General features: G+C 66.4%; 14 protein-coding genes and 1 tRNA gene. 7 read left to right on the forward strand and 8 right to left on the reverse strand.

All coding sequences use genetic code 11. The features are described from left to right. Positions 1 to 270 precede the first annotated feature (270 nt). The 5 genes from LGT36_RS12250 (at position 271) to lepB (ending at position 8,157) form a co-directional block, all read left to right on the forward strand. Positions 271 to 2,112 carry a cytochrome c oxidase assembly protein gene (locus tag LGT36_RS12250; RefSeq protein ID WP_226097343.1) on the forward strand — a complete coding sequence of 614 codons (1,842 nt, stop codon included), beginning with the start codon at positions 271 to 273 and terminating at the stop codon, positions 2,110 to 2,112. A gap of 1,398 nt (positions 2,113 to 3,510) precedes the next feature. After that, positions 3,511 to 5,619, forward strand: coding sequence for an EAL domain-containing protein (locus LGT36_RS12255; RefSeq protein WP_226097342.1), 2,109 nt, complete (start codon positions 3,511 to 3,513; stop codon positions 5,617 to 5,619). Positions 5,620 to 5,661: 42 nt separating this feature from the next. Next, complete coding sequence (locus LGT36_RS12260) at positions 5,662 to 6,936, forward strand: DUF4190 domain-containing protein (protein WP_226097341.1); 1,275 nt, start codon at positions 5,662 to 5,664, stop codon at positions 6,934 to 6,936. Positions 6,937 to 7,056: 120 nt separating this feature from the next. Continuing rightward, on the forward strand, positions 7,057 to 7,662 hold the full coding sequence (locus LGT36_RS12265; RefSeq protein WP_226097340.1) for a DUF6448 family protein: 606 nt from the start codon (positions 7,057 to 7,059) through the stop codon (positions 7,660 to 7,662). A gap of 9 nt (positions 7,663 to 7,671) precedes the next feature. Continuing rightward, complete coding sequence (gene lepB, locus LGT36_RS12270) at positions 7,672 to 8,157, forward strand: signal peptidase I (protein ID WP_226097339.1); 486 nt, start codon at positions 7,672 to 7,674, stop codon at positions 8,155 to 8,157. Here lepB and LGT36_RS12275 read toward each other — a convergent pair. Both LGT36_RS12275 and LGT36_RS12280 read right to left on the reverse strand, forming a co-directional pair. After that, positions 8,114 to 8,791 (reverse strand): Crp/Fnr family transcriptional regulator, encoded by a 678-nt coding sequence (locus tag LGT36_RS12275; RefSeq protein WP_226097338.1) that lies wholly within the window; start codon positions 8,789 to 8,791, stop codon positions 8,114 to 8,116. The two genes, lepB and LGT36_RS12275, sit on opposite strands and share 44 nt — an antisense overlap. Before the next feature lie 74 nt (positions 8,792 to 8,865). After that, complete coding sequence (locus LGT36_RS12280) at positions 8,866 to 10,323, reverse strand: arsenic transporter (protein ID WP_226097337.1); 1,458 nt, start codon at positions 10,321 to 10,323, stop codon at positions 8,866 to 8,868. A gap of 113 nt (positions 10,324 to 10,436) precedes the next feature. Here LGT36_RS12280 and LGT36_RS12285 point away from each other — a divergent pair, with 113 nt between their 5' ends. Beyond that, a complete protein-coding gene (locus LGT36_RS12285; protein WP_226097336.1) occupies positions 10,437 to 10,781 on the forward strand; it encodes a helix-turn-helix transcriptional regulator in 345 nt (114 codons plus the stop codon). 45 nt (positions 10,782 to 10,826) lie between these two features. On the opposite strand, the gene LGT36_RS12290 is transcribed toward LGT36_RS12285, so the two are convergent. The 4 genes from LGT36_RS12290 to LGT36_RS12305 form a co-directional block, all read right to left on the reverse strand. Further along, positions 10,827 to 11,744: a diacylglycerol kinase family protein gene (locus LGT36_RS12290; protein WP_226097335.1), complete on the reverse strand. Its 918-nt coding sequence runs from the start codon at positions 11,742 to 11,744 to the stop codon at positions 10,827 to 10,829. A 112-nt stretch (positions 11,745 to 11,856) separates the two neighbouring features. Continuing rightward, positions 11,857 to 11,930, reverse strand: a tRNA-Gly gene (locus LGT36_RS12295). Between the two features lie 50 nt (positions 11,931 to 11,980). Then, positions 11,981 to 12,910, reverse strand: coding sequence for an aldose epimerase (locus LGT36_RS12300; RefSeq protein ID WP_226097334.1), 930 nt, complete (start codon positions 12,908 to 12,910; stop codon positions 11,981 to 11,983). A gap of 71 nt (positions 12,911 to 12,981) precedes the next feature. Continuing rightward, positions 12,982 to 13,539 (reverse strand): hypothetical protein, encoded by a 558-nt coding sequence (locus tag LGT36_RS12305; RefSeq protein ID WP_226097333.1) that lies wholly within the window; start codon positions 13,537 to 13,539, stop codon positions 12,982 to 12,984. A gap of 230 nt (positions 13,540 to 13,769) precedes the next feature. Between LGT36_RS12305 and LGT36_RS12310 the strand changes: the two genes are divergently transcribed. Beyond that, on the forward strand, positions 13,770 to 14,012 hold the full coding sequence (locus LGT36_RS12310) for a DUF6458 family protein (RefSeq protein ID WP_226097332.1): 243 nt from the start codon (positions 13,770 to 13,772) through the stop codon (positions 14,010 to 14,012). A 14-nt stretch (positions 14,013 to 14,026) separates the two neighbouring features. Here LGT36_RS12310 and LGT36_RS12315 read toward each other — a convergent pair whose 3' ends face one another. Beyond that, positions 14,027 to 15,304, reverse strand: coding sequence for an MFS transporter (locus LGT36_RS12315; protein ID WP_226097331.1), 1,278 nt, complete (start codon positions 15,302 to 15,304; stop codon positions 14,027 to 14,029). An 87-nt stretch (positions 15,305 to 15,391) separates the two neighbouring features. Next, on the reverse strand, positions 15,392 to 16,381 hold the full coding sequence (locus LGT36_RS12320) for an NAD(P)-dependent alcohol dehydrogenase (RefSeq protein WP_226097330.1): 990 nt from the start codon (positions 16,379 to 16,381) through the stop codon (positions 15,392 to 15,394). Positions 16,382 to 16,404 lie beyond the last annotated feature (23 nt).

A 16,404-nucleotide genomic window follows, 5' to 3' on the forward strand; every position in this document is an offset into this window, starting at 1 on the left:
CCGTCGGCCGCGCCCCAACCCACCCCACCGTCGGCCTGGCCCAGCCCGCCCCGCCGTCGGCCGTGCCCCAGCGTCGGCCGAAACCACGCCGCCCGCACCCACCCCCCGCAAATGGCTTGATCTGTACCGCGACACGCCGCGGCGCGCCCACAAGTGGCTTGATCCGTACCGGCGCCACGGCGCCGCGGTACAGATTCAGCCACCAACCGCCTGGCAGCCCCCCGGAGCGGTACGAATCACGCCATTTGCTGGGACGCCTACGCTAAACACATGATCCTGGTGACTCTCGCCGCCATTGTCCGCGACGTGGGCGTGGCAGCGGTGGTGGGCGGACTCCTGATGGTCGCCGCCGTGGTGCGCGGTGCCGCCGCCGAACGAGCGGCCCTCGTGGCACGCATCGGCGCGCTCGTGTGGGTCGCCGCCGCGAGCGTCTTCCTGATCGCCTCTTACGTTGACATCGCGCAAGTAAGCGTCACCGCGCCAGACTTCGGCAGCCAGCTGTGGAGCTTCGTCGCGGACATCGACCTTGGCCGCGCGTACGGACTCAACGTCCTCGCCGCCGTGGTGACCTCGATCATCGTGACGCTGGTGCGCACGCCCTCGGAGGCGGCATGGGGGCTGGTGCCGGTCGCCTACGGGCTCGGCGTGCAGGCGATGACGGGGCACGCGGCTGGGGCGGAGGACCACCACCTGGCCGTGACCTCGCTCTATGTGCACCTCGCCTCGTCCGCCGTGTGGCTAGGGCTGCTCCTGGTCGTGTTCGTGTCGCGCAAGCCGCTGGCCGGCGACGCCAAGGCCGCCGTGCAACGCGTCTCGCGAATGTCGCTGTGGGCCGCGTCGGCGATCGTGGCAACCGGCGCGGCGAACGCGTGGCTGCGCGTGGGCTCCGTGACCGACCTGGCAACCACCACCTACGGCCGGATGCTGGCGCTCAAACTGCTCCTCATGTCAGGAGTTATTGCCTTGGCCGCCTGGCACCGGCGCGCGACGATGCCACGCCTGACATCGGCCGACGTGAGGGCCAGGTTCTACCGAGTGCTCGCCTGGGACGTGGCGCTCTTGGCAGCGGTGGCTGGCATCGGCGGCGTGCTGTCGCGGACCGCGCCGACCATCCCCGTCGTGCTCGTCCCCGACCCCACTCCCGCCTTCGTCTTGACCGGCTATCCATTACCCCCACGCCCCGACGCGCTGCAATGGATCCTTCAGTGGCGACTCGAGATCCTTTCCGCGATGGTGATTCTCGCGCTCGTCCTGGTGTATCTGCGCTGGGCGAGCAGGCTGCGCCGACGCGGTGACGACTGGCCGTGGCAACGGACCGCCGCGTTCCTGGTGGGCATGGCGGGAATCGCCTGGATCACTCAAGGTGCGCCGGCTGTCTACGGAATGGTGACCTTCAGCGGGCACATGATGGAGCACATGCTGCTGGCCATGGCGGTGCCGCTGCCGATCGTCTATGCCGCACCGGTGACCCTCGCACTGCGCGCCCTTCCGAGCAGGGGTGACGGCACTCGCGGTCCTCGCGAGTGGATGCGGACCATCGTGGAGTCGCGGTGGATGCGCTTCATCGCGCACCCCGTGGTGGCTGCGGTGAACTTCGCCGGCTCACTCGTGGTGTTCTACTACTCACCGCTATTCGAGTTCGCGCTACGCAACCACGCGGGGCACTTGTGGATGATCGTGCACTTCACGCTCGCCGGCTACCTGTTCGCCAACGCCCTGGTGGGAATCGACCCGGGGCCAACCCGCCCCGCGTATCCGATGCGCGTGCTCTTGCTCTTCGCGACCATGGCGTTCCACGCCTTCTTTGGCGTCGCGCTCACCTCCTCAGAGGTGCTGCTTGCCCCCAGGTGGTACGGGCTCATGGGCAGGGATTGGGGCGCCGACGCTATTACCGACCAGCAGTACGGGGGTTCCATTGCGTGGGGGCTTGGCGAGCTTCCCGTGCTCATCCTCGCGATCGGGGTGCTCGTGGCGTGGCGACGCGCGGATGCGCGTACGGCCAAGCGCAAGGACAGGGAGGCAGAGCGCTCAGGCGACGCGGACTTGGGTGCCTACAACGCGATGCTGGGCGGCCTCGCGGCGTCAGAGGACGAGAGGCCGCCCTCTCGCTAGCGACAAGGGCCGACCGCGCGGCCGAGGCAAAACGGCGCCGACGCCGTTGAATCATTGCTCGCGACCGTATCCACAGATTTTGTCCACAGCGGTGTGAGCAACACGGGAACGCCCTGGGAAAGCCGGTGGATAGAACTGTGCACAGCGGATGTGAAAAACTCCTGCCCATTCTGCCTTGCGCACGGTGCCTCACCTCCGCTACTACTGGGGAATCGAGGTATTCACCACTCGTGTGATCGGGGTTTCGACTCCGGTCATCCACACTGAGTTTGGGCGCTGGCAGGTCAGGGTCGAGGCAAGGGGGAGCGGGGGGTGAGGTCCTCGGACGCGTCGGACAACGGCAGTCCACGTCGCGAGGCAGAGTCTCGGCTCTGCGTCTCGAGCTGTGGGTGACGGCACAGGGACTGGCGGCTCCTCGCGTCGACCGATAGGTCGTCTTCTTCGGAAGGCGAAGCCGTAGCGTCAATCACGGCCGTCGGCGGTGCTCCACGGGGCAGCGTCGAGAACTTGAGGTCATGGCAGGGCCCCTCGAGCGCTTACATCGAGGGGCCCTTCGCCTGTCCCCACCAACGGTGCCCTTCCACGAGTAGTGCGCCATGTCGCATGTGCGGCGCCCCGGCTGAACGCCGCGCGGCGCTCCTCGGGCGAGTGCAAGTGGCCAACGCCACTGAGAAAGTGCCCGCGCGAACGCGGACAAGGAGCCGACCTTGGGGCCTTGCGCGCCTCGTCAACCGGGCTTCCCTCCACAGATTTCCTCCACAGCCCGGTGGATTTCTTGCTACCAGACCGGCAAAACGGTGGATAAACCTGTGCAATAAAAGTGGAAAAAGAAAACGTCGATTTCCGCTTGCGCAGGCCATTTCGCAGGAGTAGACATGGCTTATTCGAACCGCACGAAGAGGAACAAAGTGGTCGGGGCAACCTGGCCACAAAGGGACTTGAGTCGGATCGGAGTGGTTCACAGGATGTTGCTCCTGCCTCGCGGGATCTCTTCGGAGAAGACGCGGGGGCCGTCAGTCACGAGGCGGCAGCGACGGGCCGTGAATCGCAGAGTGAGGAGGGTTCCGCTTGCGGGGCTCGCCGGTCGGATTCGTTATCCATCGGTTGCGTCAGGCGCCTAGCGCGTGGCGTGATCCTCGACTCAACAGCAAGGCCCCCCGGACGCTTACTCCGGGGGGCCTTTGCTGTATGTGACGAAACGGATGAGACCGGCTCGCTCACACAAACGCTAATCCCACGGCCGGCTCGTGCGGCCCTGCGACACGCGCTTCGCCGCAAGTAGCGCCTCCACGACTCGCCTCCACGCCGGCCAGTTCCGCCGCGCTCCTCGTGAACTAGGCTCACAGGTAGGCGGGGGTGACCGATTTGTCACCTAAGCCGTGAGCGGAGGAGGTGTTCGTGGGCGACACCGAGCGCGACAGCGAAGCCGCTCGTTCCGAGTCAGCGGCGGAGCGACTCGCGCGCCTTGAGACGATTCTTGAACTCGCGCCCGTCGGCATCGGCCTGGTGGATTTTGAGGGCCGCACCACCATGACCAATAGCGCCCTCCACCGCATGCTCGGCTACAGCGCAGAAGAGTTTGCGACGATGCCGTGGAAAGAGTTCACGCACCCTGACGACATCGAGCCGAATGCGGTGCTGTCCCGCAAGCTCGCCGCGGGGGAAATCGACCACTTCACGATGGAAAAGAGGTTCCTTCGCAAAGGCGGAGGCTACCTGTGGACCGCCCTGACCGTGTCGCTCGTGAGGCGTGCGGATGGCACTCCCGATTACGAGATTGGAATGACCCTCGACATCACCAAACGCAAGCGCCTCGAGAGCGATTTGCGTGCGGCGGAAGAGCAGTTCCGACTTCTCGTCGAGCGCGTTCCTGCCGTGGTGTACGCGATGGAGGTGGGCGAGCAGACCACGGGGAGCTACGTCAGCCCCCAGATCGCACGCATGCTCGGCTTCGCCCCGGAAGAGTGGCGAGAGGATCCCGAGCTCTGGATCCGGCAGCTCGATCCGGCTGATCGCGACGAGGTGCTGGCGAGCAGGCTGCACATGATGCACGCGACCACCGACCCCGAACCGCGGTCCGACACGTACCGCCTCCACCGTCGCGACGGCACGGTCGTGTGGGTGCGAGACGACACCATGGTGCTCCGCGACCAGAACGGCGTGAAGTCCTTGCACGGCGTCATCGTTGACGTGACGCAAGAGAAGGACCTGGAGCAGCGCCTGGCGTATCAGGCCTATCACGATGCGCTCACTGGTCTTCCCAACCGAAGCCTCTTTCGCGAGAGCGTCTCCAAGTCGCTAGCGACCGCGGGCGATGCGGACCGCCGTTGCGTGGTCATCTTCATCGACCTCGACCGTTTCAAGACCGTCAACGACAGTTTCGGCCATGCCTCCGGCGACGAGGTGATCAGGGCGGCGGCCCGCCGCATCGACGCATGTGCGCGCGAGGGCGACACGGCAGCACGTCTGGGCGGCGACGAGTTTGCACTCTTGCTCAAGAACTCGGATGTGGAGCAGGCGTCGGCGCTTGCCAATCGGATCCTCGTCGCTCTCCACGACACCCCGATCGAGTTCAGCGGCGGCACTGTCTTGGTGGGGGCGAGCATCGGTATTGCCGCCGCGGGCCCTACGGACACGACCGAGACGCTCCTCCGCAACGCCGACCTTGCGATGTACGAGGCGAAGCAGCGTGGCCGCGGCCGCCACACCGTGTACGAGCCGGGAATGCACAAGGGCGCGGTGGCGCAATTTCGTCTCGCCGCCGCCCTCCAGGTGGCAGTCGCGGCCGAGGCAATCTCGCTGGTCTATCAACCCATTGCCAACCTGCATACCGGCGTCGTCGTCGGCATGGAGGCCCTTGCTCGGTGGAACGACCCCGACCTGGGTGACGTCCCGCCCTCCGAGTTCATCCCCGTCGCAGAGCAGACGGGCCTGATTCAAGAGATCGGCAGGCAAGTCGTGAGGGGGGCGTGCGGTGATCTTGTCCGGTGGCGCCGGGAGACGGGCGGCCATGCGTACGTCAGTGTCAACGTGTCGCCTCTTCAACTTGACGACGACGGTTTTGCTGGCTTTGTGGTCGCCACTTTGGCGGAGCATCAGTTGGAGGCGGCAAGCCTCGTGCTTGAGGTGACGGAGGGGCTGCTGCTCCACGAGCACAGCCGGGAGACCCTGCGGGAGCTGCGTGCGCTGGGAGTCCGCGTGGCGATTGACGATTTCGGGACCGGCTACTCCTCGCTCAGTTACTTGAGGGAGTTGCCCGTGGACATGGTCAAGCTCGACCAAGGCTTTGTGAACCCCGCGGTGCCAGCGGTGGGAGACTTCGCCTTCCTCCAGGCGGTAGTGCGGCTCGCGGAGACCCTCCACATGGTGACCGTTGCGGAGGGAATCGAGACGTCTGCGCAACTGAGCGAACTGCGGTCGATGGAATGCGCCCTCGGACAGGGCTACTACCTCGCGCGACCAGGGCCGATCGCGCGCATACCGACGTCGCTGACCACGTTGAGCTAAACGTGGACGCGTTGGACGGGCGGCGGCTCCTAGATCGCTAGCATGAGTGCATCAGCGGCGGATGAGGGGCGCAACGTGAGTGACCACAACCAGTACGACCCCTTCGCGTCGCCCGACGCTCAGCCGGGTATGGGCGAACCGTCGCGTGACGGCCAGGCACCGTCCGGCCAGCCGGGGATGAGTGAACCTTCGCACTACGGGCCGACGCCGTCGACGCAGCCCGGTATGGGCGATGTGGCGCCGATGCCTGACCAGGGGTACGCCTACGGCACCGGATCCGCCTACGGCTACGGAGCGCCATCACCTTACGGCGGCGCGGCGCCAGCGAGCTCGAGTCAGAAGAACTACCTCGGCGTCCTCTCGCTGGTCTTTCCGTTCGTGTCCCTTGCCCTAGTGGGCATCATCATGGGCCACTTGGGTCTGTCAGCGGTGAAGAAGGGGACGGCCAATAATCGTGGCGTGGCGCTCGCCGGCACCATCGTGTCCTGGGTCTTCACCGTGGTCGGCGGTCCGATCGTGCTCGCTGCTATTGCGCTACCGCTGTACGCCAGCCAGCAGGACGAGGCATACGAGGCGGAGGCAAAGTCCGACCTCCTCAACATCAGGGTCGCGGTGGCAAGCCACTTGGTCGACAATCTGGATGCGCCCGTGGTGTCCATCGACGGCGACCATTACTCGGTCGGCGACCAGACGGTGCCCAAGTCGCATTCCGTCGAGGATGTCGAGTTGGTCATGCTGGACGGCGGCGAGTACGACATCGACTTCTGCGTGGCCGTGACCTACGACGGCGGCAAGGAGTTGTCGCTGTCAGAGTCCACCCGCTTTGTCGAGGGCCTTTGCCCCGAAGCCACGGAGAACCCCGACCTGGTCAGCGGTGACGGCAGCGACGACGATGCGGTCACCCCGCAGCCCACCGGAGGCACGACGGAAGCCGACGTCGTGCCCTTCACCGATCTCGCCGTCGGCGATTGCATTGCCGACCCTTACGACAACCTGATGGAAGACCCTTCTGGCGGCACCTGGATCACCGGCGTGACCATTGTCGACTGCGCCGAGGAGCACTACGGCGAGATCTACGCGGAGTTCGACGTGAGTGCGGACGCGTACGTCGAGGACGACATCTACGACCAGGCAGACCAGCTGTGCTACGACGCTTACGAGGGCTTCATGGGCATCGGCTATGCCGACTCGGTGTACTACTACGAGCCGTATTACCCGAGCCCGCAGGGCTGGAAGCTTGGCGACAGAGAGACCACGTGCGTTGTCACGTCACTCGAGTCGGACACGGTGGGGAGCCTGCAGGGCTCCGGCCTCTAGTTGCTGTGATCAGGCTCGCTCGTCGCGGGAGTCAGGTTCGCCCTGTGACTTGATCTGCGTCAAGGCGTTCTCGCCACCGTCTCCGTAGCGTCGGGGGTGACTCAACAGAAGGAGCACCCCATGTTCACTCAGAACATCACCACCCTGCTGGCCCATCTCAGGCCAACCGACGTCGAAGCCCACTGCGACACGGCCGATGGCCCGGCCGCCACAGACGGTCGCAAGGCCCTCGACACCGGCAACATCAATCACGCGCTCAAGTGGATCCCGGCCGAGGGCGAGGATGAGTTACGCGGCGTGTTCAGCAAGGCGTTGCGAGTGAGGACGCTCGGGGCCGATGCGGGCGACCTCGCCGACCGACTCTTCCTCGAGACCCTTGTCCGCCTGCACCGCATGGGTGAGGGGGTTGGCTTCACCGGCGTGCAACCAACAGGCACCGCCATTGATCCGGTGGTCAAGGCCGCCGACGAGGCGCTCGCCTTTGGCACGGACGATCGCCTGTTGCCGATGGTGCCCGAGGAGCGCCGGGAGGAACTCCACAGGCGCTTCCACGCCGCGAACGCCGCCGCTTCCTTTGACGCCGACGACGTGGCGGCTGGCCGTCGTTACCTCGCCGCTTACGTGGACTTCTTCAAGTTTGCCGAGGGCGACGACCACGATCACGGGCACGACGCTCGGGGCGGGCAGTGCCACGACCCCCGGCAAGTACCTGCCCACGCCCACTAGGACGGCGCGATGAGTCGACTCGTCAGAGTGGTCGGCGGCTCCATGGCTCCCACCTTCCGCCCGTCCGACCTGCTGCTCACTCGGCGGGTCGGACGCGGCGGCAGGGGCGTCGGACGTGGGGAAGTGGTGGTGTTTCGACACGGCGGTGCGGTGATGATCAAGCGCGTGGTGGGCGTCGGCGGCGACAGGATCGCTCTGGAGGCCGGCAAGCTGACGATCAACGGGGATCCCGTCGACGGCCAGCCCGCTGTGCGCGGGGCCTACCGGCACACGTGGACGGTCCCGCCCGGCACCTACTTCGTGGCCGGGGACAACGCTGCGGTGTCCGATGACTCGCGCGTGTGGAGCGAGCCCTTTGTGGGGGCCGCGCATGTGCAGGCAGTGGTGACACGCAGGCTGGCGCAATGGCCGGCGCGCTCGCCGCTTCCTGGGTGGCGCGGAGTTCGCGGTTTCATGCGCCTGCTGCGAGCTGCCGCAACGCGTCGGATCGCGTGATGGAGACTGATCGTCCCGACCCGATCCTGATGAGTCCCTGCGTGGCGAGCGACGCGAGCGCGCGGCTGAGGCTCTCTGGCGTGGTGTCGATGAGCGACGCGATGTCCTTCTTGGCCATCGGCAGATGTACAGTCTGAGCGCCGTCGACATTGGCCCCCGGCAGGCCGAGCAAGTACCCGGCGAGACGGCTCTCGACATCGCGCGATGTGAGCGAGTTGAGGCGGTCTTCCGTCGCTGCCAGCCTTGCGCTCACGGTCGCGAGCATCCGCACCCCCGTTTCCGGGTACTTGCGTACCAGCGCCAGGAGGTCATCGTGACGGAAGGCGCAGACCTGACAGTCGTCCAGTGCGGCGGCAAAGTCTCCAGGGGGTTGACCGGTGAACACTGCCGTCTCTCCTGTGAACTCGCCGGGCCCCAGGACCCTCACCAGCTGCTCCGTTCCATCGGGGGAGATACGGAAGATCTTGAGGCGGCCCGTGTGCACCACGAGCAGGCGGGCGGCCTCGTCCGAGGCGGAGTACGCGAGCTCGCCCACCTGCAGGCGCACCGGGCGGGCCACCCCGGCGACGCGCCGTTGCTCGTCCTCCGTGAGTCCGGCGAAAATCGGCACTCGCGTGACGCACGTGTCGACCATCGTGACAGCGTATCCGGCGAGGCGGCGAGGCGGCGGTGCGGACGCGGTGGCGCAGTGGTCCCGCTGCGGCCCTGTTAGGCGCCGATCAGGCTCAGCCAACCGACGAGCGCGAGCAGCGTGATGGCCAACACGGGGATGGTCAGGACGATGCCCACCTTGAAATACGTTCCCCATCCGATGTGCATCCCCTTGCGGTCGAGCACGTGCAGCCACAACAGCGTCGCGAGGCTGCCGATCGGAGTGATCTTGGGCCCAAGGTCGGAGCCGATGACGTTGGCGTAGATCATGAACTGCTGCGTGAGACCCGTCGCGCCTGACGCCTCAATGCCGAGCGCGGCTACCAGCACGGTGGGCATGTTGTTCATGATGGAGGACAGGCCCGCGACGAGGAACCCAGTTCCCCCCGCGGCCGCGAGAGGGCCATGGTCGCCGAACCACGCGAAGACGTCGCCGAGCGAGTCGGTGAGTCCTTGGTTGCGCAGCCCGTAGACCACCAGGTACATGCCAAGGCTGAAGAGGACCACCTGCCATGGCGCCGACTTCAGCACTGGCATCACGGGGATGCGGCCCGGCGCGGTGGCAACGGGTGCTGCGGTGGAGCCGGCGGCCCCGGCGTCGGCGTCGCCAACGCCCTCCACTTCGATCAGGGCGGCCCGAGCGTCGGCGTCGCCGGCCCCTGAAGATACCTGGGCGTGCGCGTCGACGGGCGCCGTCCTTGCGAAGGCCCAGGTGGGCTTCCTGGCCGCGATCAGCAAGATCGCGACGGCGCCGAGCCCGGCGACGGCGGCGATGGGAACGCCGAGGGGGTCGGCCGCGAAGTAGCCGACGAGGAGGGCGGCCAGCACCACCCACCCAGCCCTGAAGGTGAGGCGGTCGTGGATGGCGTCGGCCGGCCGCGCAAGGTCGGCGACGTCGTACCTGCCGGGGATGGACTTGCGGAAGTAGATGCGCAGCACAAGCAAACTCGCTGCGAGCGAGACGATGCTCACCGGGATCATGACGAGGGCGTAGCGGGCAAAGCCGATGTCGAAGAAGTCGGCCGAGACGATGTTGACCAAGTTCGACACGACGAGCGGCAGGCTGGTGCTATCGGCCACGAAGCCGGTGGCCATGACGTACGCGAAGGCGGCCTTGGGGTCGAACTTGAGCGCCAAGAGCATCTGATAGACGATCGGCGTCAGGATGAGGGCAGCGCCATCGTTGGCGAAGAAGGCTGCGATCGCGGCCCCAAGAACGACGATGAGGTTGAACAGCATCCGCCCGTTGCCGCGGCCCCACCGCGCGACGTGCAGGGCGGCCCACTCGAAGGTGCCTGCCTCGTCGAGCACCAGCGAGATCAGGATGATGGCCACAAAGGTGAGGGTCGCGTTCCACACGATGACCCACACGTCTGGCACGTCGCTGAACTGCACGACGCTGGTGATGAGCGCGAGCGCCGCGCCGCCGAGGGCGGTCCAGCCGATGCCGAGCCCGCGCGGCTGCCAGATCACCAGAGTGAGGGTCAGGACGAAGATGATGACGGCGATCAACAAGGGCTTTCTCCACGTTCTGGTCAGGGGTAGAGCGACTCGGGCGCCGAGCGGGACTCACACACATCATGATCCGCTGATATAACGCTTCACTGATGCACGGTAGCGTATGAACCATGAGCCAGGTCACCACCCCTACACCGCGGGTGCCGTTCCCCGCTTCTCTGGCAGGCCAGTTCGCGCTGCTCGCTGACCCGTTGCGGCTGAGGATCGTGGAGGCGCTCGCGAGTGAGCAGTTGTGCACGTGCCACCTGATCGACGTCACTGGCGCGCGCCAAAGCACCATCAGCAATCAGTTGCGGGTGCTGCGGGAGGCCGGCGTGGTGACCAGCGAGGCGGAGGGGCGTTACACCTGGTATCGGCTTGCGCCCGGCGGATTCGCCGACGCTCTACGCGCCCTGTCAGGGGTTGTCATCCAGGGGCCCGAGGCTCCACGGCTGCGCCCCGCCTGCGCGACGTGAGGGTAGTGCCCGCGCATCGCCGCGTTGCCAGCGGGTCTTGCGCCGTCACTCGCGAAGCTCGCGGCGCCCCGCCTCGCCGTCAGGGCTTGGCACGGGAACGCACAGCGTGATCGACTTTGGGCGCACCTTGATCTTGAGTTTCTTTGCCTTCTTGCGGACTCCCCCATCAAGCTCGTAAGCAGTCGGTTTGTCAAAAGTCACCTTGATGCGCGATCCGCGCGCGGTGACAACAAACGGGGAGTTCTCCGTGCGGCCCAACACCATCGTGCCGAGGGTGCGAATCCACTGCGCTTGACTCTTTGCGGTGACGATGCCGACCTCGAGGAGGCCGTCATCCGGGCGCGACCCGTCGAACACCTCGACCCCGCCGAAGACCTCTCTCACGTTACCCACCAGCACACACGTGATCTTGCCCTCGTGGAACTTGCGACCCTCCACCTTGACCTTGGCTTTCACCGGGCTTGCCTCAAGGTTCTTAGCGCCCGACCACAGGTATGCGGCACGTCCAAAGCGGTCCTTCAGCCCGTCATCGGCGCCTTGGATCATCAAGGCGTCGAGCCCCGCGCCGGCCATCACTGCGAAGTGCTCGCCGTTGACCTTCCCCGTGTCGAGGGCCCGCCGCTCTCCGTGAAGGCCGATTTCCACGGCTTGCGAGACATCTTGGGGTATTCCGAGGTTGGTGGCGAGTAGGTTCCCCGTTCCAGCGGGCAGGATGGCGATGGCCGAGTCGGAGCCAGCCACGACGTCAATGCACCGCCTGACCGTGCCATCGCCGCCCCACACAAAAATGATGTCGGCGCCCTTGGCGAGGGCCTGCTTCGCACACTCCGGCGCCTGCTTACCCCTGGCGACCTCGTACCACAGGGGTTCGGGGAATCCTGCGTCGTGGAGGACGCTGCGCAACTCGCCAAGTCCTCCACCAAAAGTCTTCTTTGCGTGGGCAACGACAGCAATAGTGGTCACAGTCATCCTTCCGCGGGGACCGCGTCCCCGGCTAGGCGTCCTGGCGTGAGTCGGATGCATGGGCGGAGGGCTGGCAGGGTCGACGTGCGGGTTGTTTGCCAGCGACGATATGTGGAGCGGGTGACGGGAATCGAACCCGCGCTATCAGCTTGGGAAGCTGAAGTTCTACCATTGAACTACACCCGCATGCGCCCTGGGCGCGGTACCCATTCTAGGCCCACACGCCAAGCGGGACGTCAAGCGCGAGGTTGGGCCACCAGGGTGAATGCCGTCGACCTGGTCTCGCCGGGCTGCACGAGGAACACGCCAGTGCCCTCCGCCCCTTGAGCCTCGAGGTTGAATCCGTCGTTCCCGTTGGTCACCGGCTCGACCGCAAAGTACGGCACGTCGACCGGCAAGTAGACCACGGCGTGCTCGAGCAGGGCCCCGGCCTCGATATCGACCGTCAGGGCTCCCGGGTAGTCGATGGTCGCCAGCGTGGAGGACGTCCGGTGCGTGAAGCAGCCGTCCATGAACTCCTCGCCCAAAGGCTTCATGTCGCGGAAGTCGAGGCGGCCAGAGACCTCTTGAGGGGCCCCTGTCGGCAGGCAGCCCACTACCGGGTAGGAGGTCATGCAATTGATCTGCAACTGCGTCGGCTCCCCGCCGGTCAACTCACGTGAGGCAAGCTCCCTGACAAAGTACGGGTGGTGACCAAGCCCTGCCGGGAACGTCTCGTGCGCGTCGTTGGTGATCTCCATGTGCCACGTGAAGCGCTCTTCGTCCAACTCATACGTGAAGCGAGCGGTGAACGGCCACGGGAAGTTGACGCCGTACACTCCGCGCGACACGAACTCGAGCGTGGCCGACGTGGGCGTCTGCTCCACGACCGCCCACGGGAACTCGATGCCCGTGCCATGAATCGCGGTGCCATCTTCGAAGTTGACGCGCAACTGGTATGTCTTGCCCGCCCACTGGAACGCGGCGTCCCTGATGCGGTTCGACCACGGAACCAAGGGGAACGACGCCGTCGACCAGACGTCGTCAAGGGCGTCTGCTTGGGTGGGGCGCAGCACGTCGACCCACTCGCCCCCTACCCGCACGCGGCCGAACGCGACGGAGCCGCCGGTGGCGGGAACGAGCCCCACCTGCCAGTAGTCGTTTTCCAGGGTGACGATGTTGGTCATGGTGACATTGTGACTGATGAGACCCGCGCCAGCCCCGACCTAGTGCCCAGCCGTGTCGCGAGCGTCATCGGCTACCGGTTCTGAAGGGCGTCGAGGCCCACCGCAACGGCCTGCAGCAGACGGGTGTCGTAGCCCTCGGCCGTGACGGTCACTTGGTACGTGTCGCGCAGGCCCCACTTGCGGACGATCTCCATGACGGGGCGATCTTGCGCCAAGAAAGCGAAGTCATACGGAATGAAGCCGAAGTCTGTGAAGCGCCGAATGATGGCGTACACGGCCGACTTCTCTTGGCCCCTGACTTGCGGCTGGCCCGGCTGGTCGATGAGCCACGTGGAGTTCAGCAGCGAGGCCGCGAAGTCCTTGTGGAAGGTGCCGATGGCCTGGCCTGCACCGTCGTACACGTCCACAACGGACCTGATGTCGAGCACGTTGCGCGCCTTGAACGTGAACAGCACGCTGCTCTTGGAGTCATCGGTGTAGAAGACCACCTCTTCACGCATCTTCATGCGCTTCTGCTGGGCAAAGCCAAGCATGGAGGTGGGCTGCCATTGGGCGTCGACGCTCCAGATCTCGTATCGGTTGACCATCGCTGCAAAGCGCTGCTTGATGAGGAAGTTCTGCTCTGTCATAGGGGCGACGTTAGCGTGACCACGGCAGGCTCAGCGCCAGGCGCGCGAGGCGGCCGACGCTGGGCGGGGCAAGTTGGCACGCTGCGGCCGCAGCACGGCCCCTTACGGGAGGAATGCTCGCTTTGCACGCCGTGTTGCCCCTAGTAACGCCCTTGTGGCGGACGCCGTCCGGCGCCAACGTCGGGCGCGCGTGGCACGACCGTGGCACGACCGAAAGACAGGAGGAACTCATGGCTATCGGTACCGGCATTTTCTTGATTGTGGTGGGCGCCGTGCTCACCTTCGCCGTCAACGCCACCGTGGATGTGGTGAACCTGGATGTGATGGGCTGGATCAGCATGATCGCTGGTGCGCTCGCGATCATCGTCTCGCTGATCGTCAACGCCCAAAGCCGTCGGACAACGCACCGCGAGGTCTACCAGGACCGCGCCGCGACCCAGCGGCCGCCAGAGTCAGGCACGCGCGGCGTCTAGGCGAGGTCGGTCCCTTAAGGGTCCGGGATCTGGACCTCGGGGATCGCGGTGACCTTGAGGAACGGCCGTCGTGGCGACAGCGCCACGTCGAGCCGTCCCTTCACCACTTGCCTCGCCAAGACGGCCACCACGACCGCGAGCGCTGTGATCGAGCCAACGGCAATCGCGAGCCTGGGCCCAAGGTGCTCGCCGACCCAACCAACGGCGGGTGAGCCCAGCGGGTTCGCCCCCATCAGGACCATCATGTAGAGCGCCATGACGCGGCCCCTCATGGCAGCAGGCGTGGTGGTCTGCACCGTCGCGTTCGCCGCGGTGAGCATCGTGAGGGCGGTGAAACCCACAGGGATGCCCGAGAGTGCGTACGTCCAATAGGTCGGCATGACGGCCATCACTGCGCTCGCGGCAGCGAAGCCAGCAGCGGCCATCACGACCAGCCGCGCCGACGGCGCCTCGCGGCGAGCCGCCATAATCGCGCCAGTCAGCGACCCGATCGCGAGGATTGTGCCGAGCATTCCGTACGCCTCGGGCCCCTTGTCGAACTCGATGCGCGCCATCATGGCGCTCGTGAGTTGTAAGTTGAGACCGAAAGTGGACACGACGCTCACCACCACAAAGATGATCATGAGGTCGCGCCGCCCCCGCACGTAGCGGAGGCCGTCGATCACCTGGCCCGGCGAGCGCGGCGCGCGCTCCTGGGCGTGGAAATCGCCCCCTCGCATCACGGCGAGCGCGACGAGCGTGGCCGCGAACGTCGCCCCGTTGATGATGAACACCCAGCCGGTGCCGACCACCGCGATCAGTACTCCGGCGACTCCTGGCCCGATCAGACGTGCCGCGTTGAAGGATGCGGAGTTGAGGCCGACGGCGTTGGCCAGTTGCTTACGAGGAACTAGGTCCCCGACGAAGGTCTGGCGCGCCGGGGCGTCGAAGGCGGTGACGATCCCGAGGGCAAGGGCAAAGCCGTAGACGTGCAGGAGTTCTGCGGAGCCAGCTAGGACGAGAACGCCGAGGCCGAGCCCCAGTGCGCCAGAGAGCGTCTGCGTCACCATCAGCATCTTGCGGTGGTCGACCCTGTCGGCGACCACGCCCGTGAACGGGCCGAGCAGCAAGAACGGGAGGAACTGCAGCCCCGTCGTGATACCTACCGCCACGCCAGAGTCGTCGGTGAGCACCGTCAGCACCAGCCAGTCTTGGGCGATGCGCTGCATCCAGGTGCCGAGGTTCGACACGAGGGCGCTGGCGAACCAGAGCCTGTAGTTGAGGATGCTGAGCGAGCTGAAGGTGTTTCTCATTCCTAGTGGGAAACGGTACGCCTCCGCCAGGGCATTCCTCCGTCCTCAAGTCCCGGCGACCCGGCCCCGCTACTCAAGCCCGGCTGGCTACGGCACCGAGACGACCACCTTGCCTCTAGCATGACGCGAGGCGACGCGCTCCATTGCCTCGCGGCCGTGGGCCAGGCTGAACATCGTGTCGACGGGAACCGTCAGGGATCCGTCGGCGAGCATGTCCGCCAGAAGGGCGAGATCCTCCCGGTTCGGCGACGAGTAGAAGGAGCCGATGCGCTTGCGGAGCACCTTGCCCCGCCACATCGCCTTGACCACGCGGGCGAGGGCTCCACCATCGGGGCCTCGCTCTCCGCTGTTGGGCAGCAGGATCCCAGTGGGGGTTGTGAGCTTCTCCAGCGCGAGCATGCGGTCTGCTCCCACGTTGTCGAAGATGAGATCGAAGCGCTCCTCCAGATCGAGCACGCTCTGGGTTGCGTAGTCGATGACGCGGTGTGCTCCGAGGTCTCTTACTTGCTGCGCCTTCGCTGCGGAGCACACCCCCGTCACGGTGGCCCCGGCAGCGGCGGCCATCTGCACCGCGAAGGAGCCGATGCCGCCGGCGGCGCCGATGATCAGCACGTGGTCGCCGGGCCCAACCGGCCGCACCCTCAGCCCATGGAGCGCCGCGAGGCCCGCCATCGTCGTGCCCGCCGCGGCCTCAAAGGTGACGCCCGCCGGGATCCTCGCCAGGTCGTCGGCCGCGGCAAGGGCATACTCGGCGAGCGATCCCCTGCCCGCGCCGAAGACCTCGTCGCCCACGCTCCACTCGGTGACGTCGGCGCCCACCGCCTCGACCACGCCGGCAACGTCGCTGCCACGAATCGTGCGGCGCGGCCGACGCAGTCCCAACCCCAGGCGGACGACGCCCGGTCTGCCTCTGGTGAGGAACACGTCGGCCGGGTTCAGAGCCGCCGCCTTCACGCGGAGCAAGACGTCACGCCGGCCGGGCGTCGGGACAGGGGCGAGACCGGTGGTGAGCACGTCTGGCTCGCCGTAGCGGTCGTGCATGACGGCGGTCATGGTCGTGGTGCGGGTGGTGATCATGGTCCCTCCAAGGGGGATTGAGT

Source organism: Demequina sp. TMPB413 (assembly GCF_020447105.2).
In the GTDB taxonomy this organism is placed as follows: domain Bacteria; phylum Actinomycetota; class Actinomycetes; order Actinomycetales; family Demequinaceae; genus Demequina.

What these genes read in the sequence shown, in the direction of transcription:
- LGT36_RS12250 (WP_226097343.1), top strand. Translation starts at nt 271, where the DNA reads ATGATCCTGGTGACTCTCGCCGCCATTGTCCGCGACGTGGGCGTGGCA.
- LGT36_RS12260 (WP_226097341.1), top strand. Translation starts at nt 5,662, where the DNA reads ATGAGTGCATCAGCGGCGGATGAGGGGCGCAACGTGAGTGACCACAAC.
- LGT36_RS12265 (WP_226097340.1), top strand. Translation starts at nt 7,057, where the DNA reads ATGTTCACTCAGAACATCACCACCCTGCTGGCCCATCTCAGGCCAACC.
- lepB (WP_226097339.1), top strand. Translation starts at nt 7,672, where the DNA reads ATGAGTCGACTCGTCAGAGTGGTCGGCGGCTCCATGGCTCCCACCTTC.
- LGT36_RS12275 (WP_226097338.1), bottom strand. Translation starts at nt 8,791, where the DNA reads ATGGTCGACACGTGCGTCACGCGAGTGCCGATTTTCGCCGGACTCACG.
- LGT36_RS12285 (WP_226097336.1), top strand. Translation starts at nt 10,437, where the DNA reads ATGAGCCAGGTCACCACCCCTACACCGCGGGTGCCGTTCCCCGCTTCT.
- LGT36_RS12300 (WP_226097334.1), bottom strand. Translation starts at nt 12,910, where the DNA reads ATGACCAACATCGTCACCCTGGAAAACGACTACTGGCAGGTGGGGCTC.
- LGT36_RS12305 (WP_226097333.1), bottom strand. Translation starts at nt 13,539, where the DNA reads ATGACAGAGCAGAACTTCCTCATCAAGCAGCGCTTTGCAGCGATGGTC.
- LGT36_RS12310 (WP_226097332.1), top strand. Translation starts at nt 13,770, where the DNA reads ATGGCTATCGGTACCGGCATTTTCTTGATTGTGGTGGGCGCCGTGCTC.
- LGT36_RS12315 (WP_226097331.1), bottom strand. Translation starts at nt 15,304, where the DNA reads ATGAGAAACACCTTCAGCTCGCTCAGCATCCTCAACTACAGGCTCTGG.
- LGT36_RS12320 (WP_226097330.1), bottom strand. Translation starts at nt 16,381, where the DNA reads ATGATCACCACCCGCACCACGACCATGACCGCCGTCATGCACGACCGC.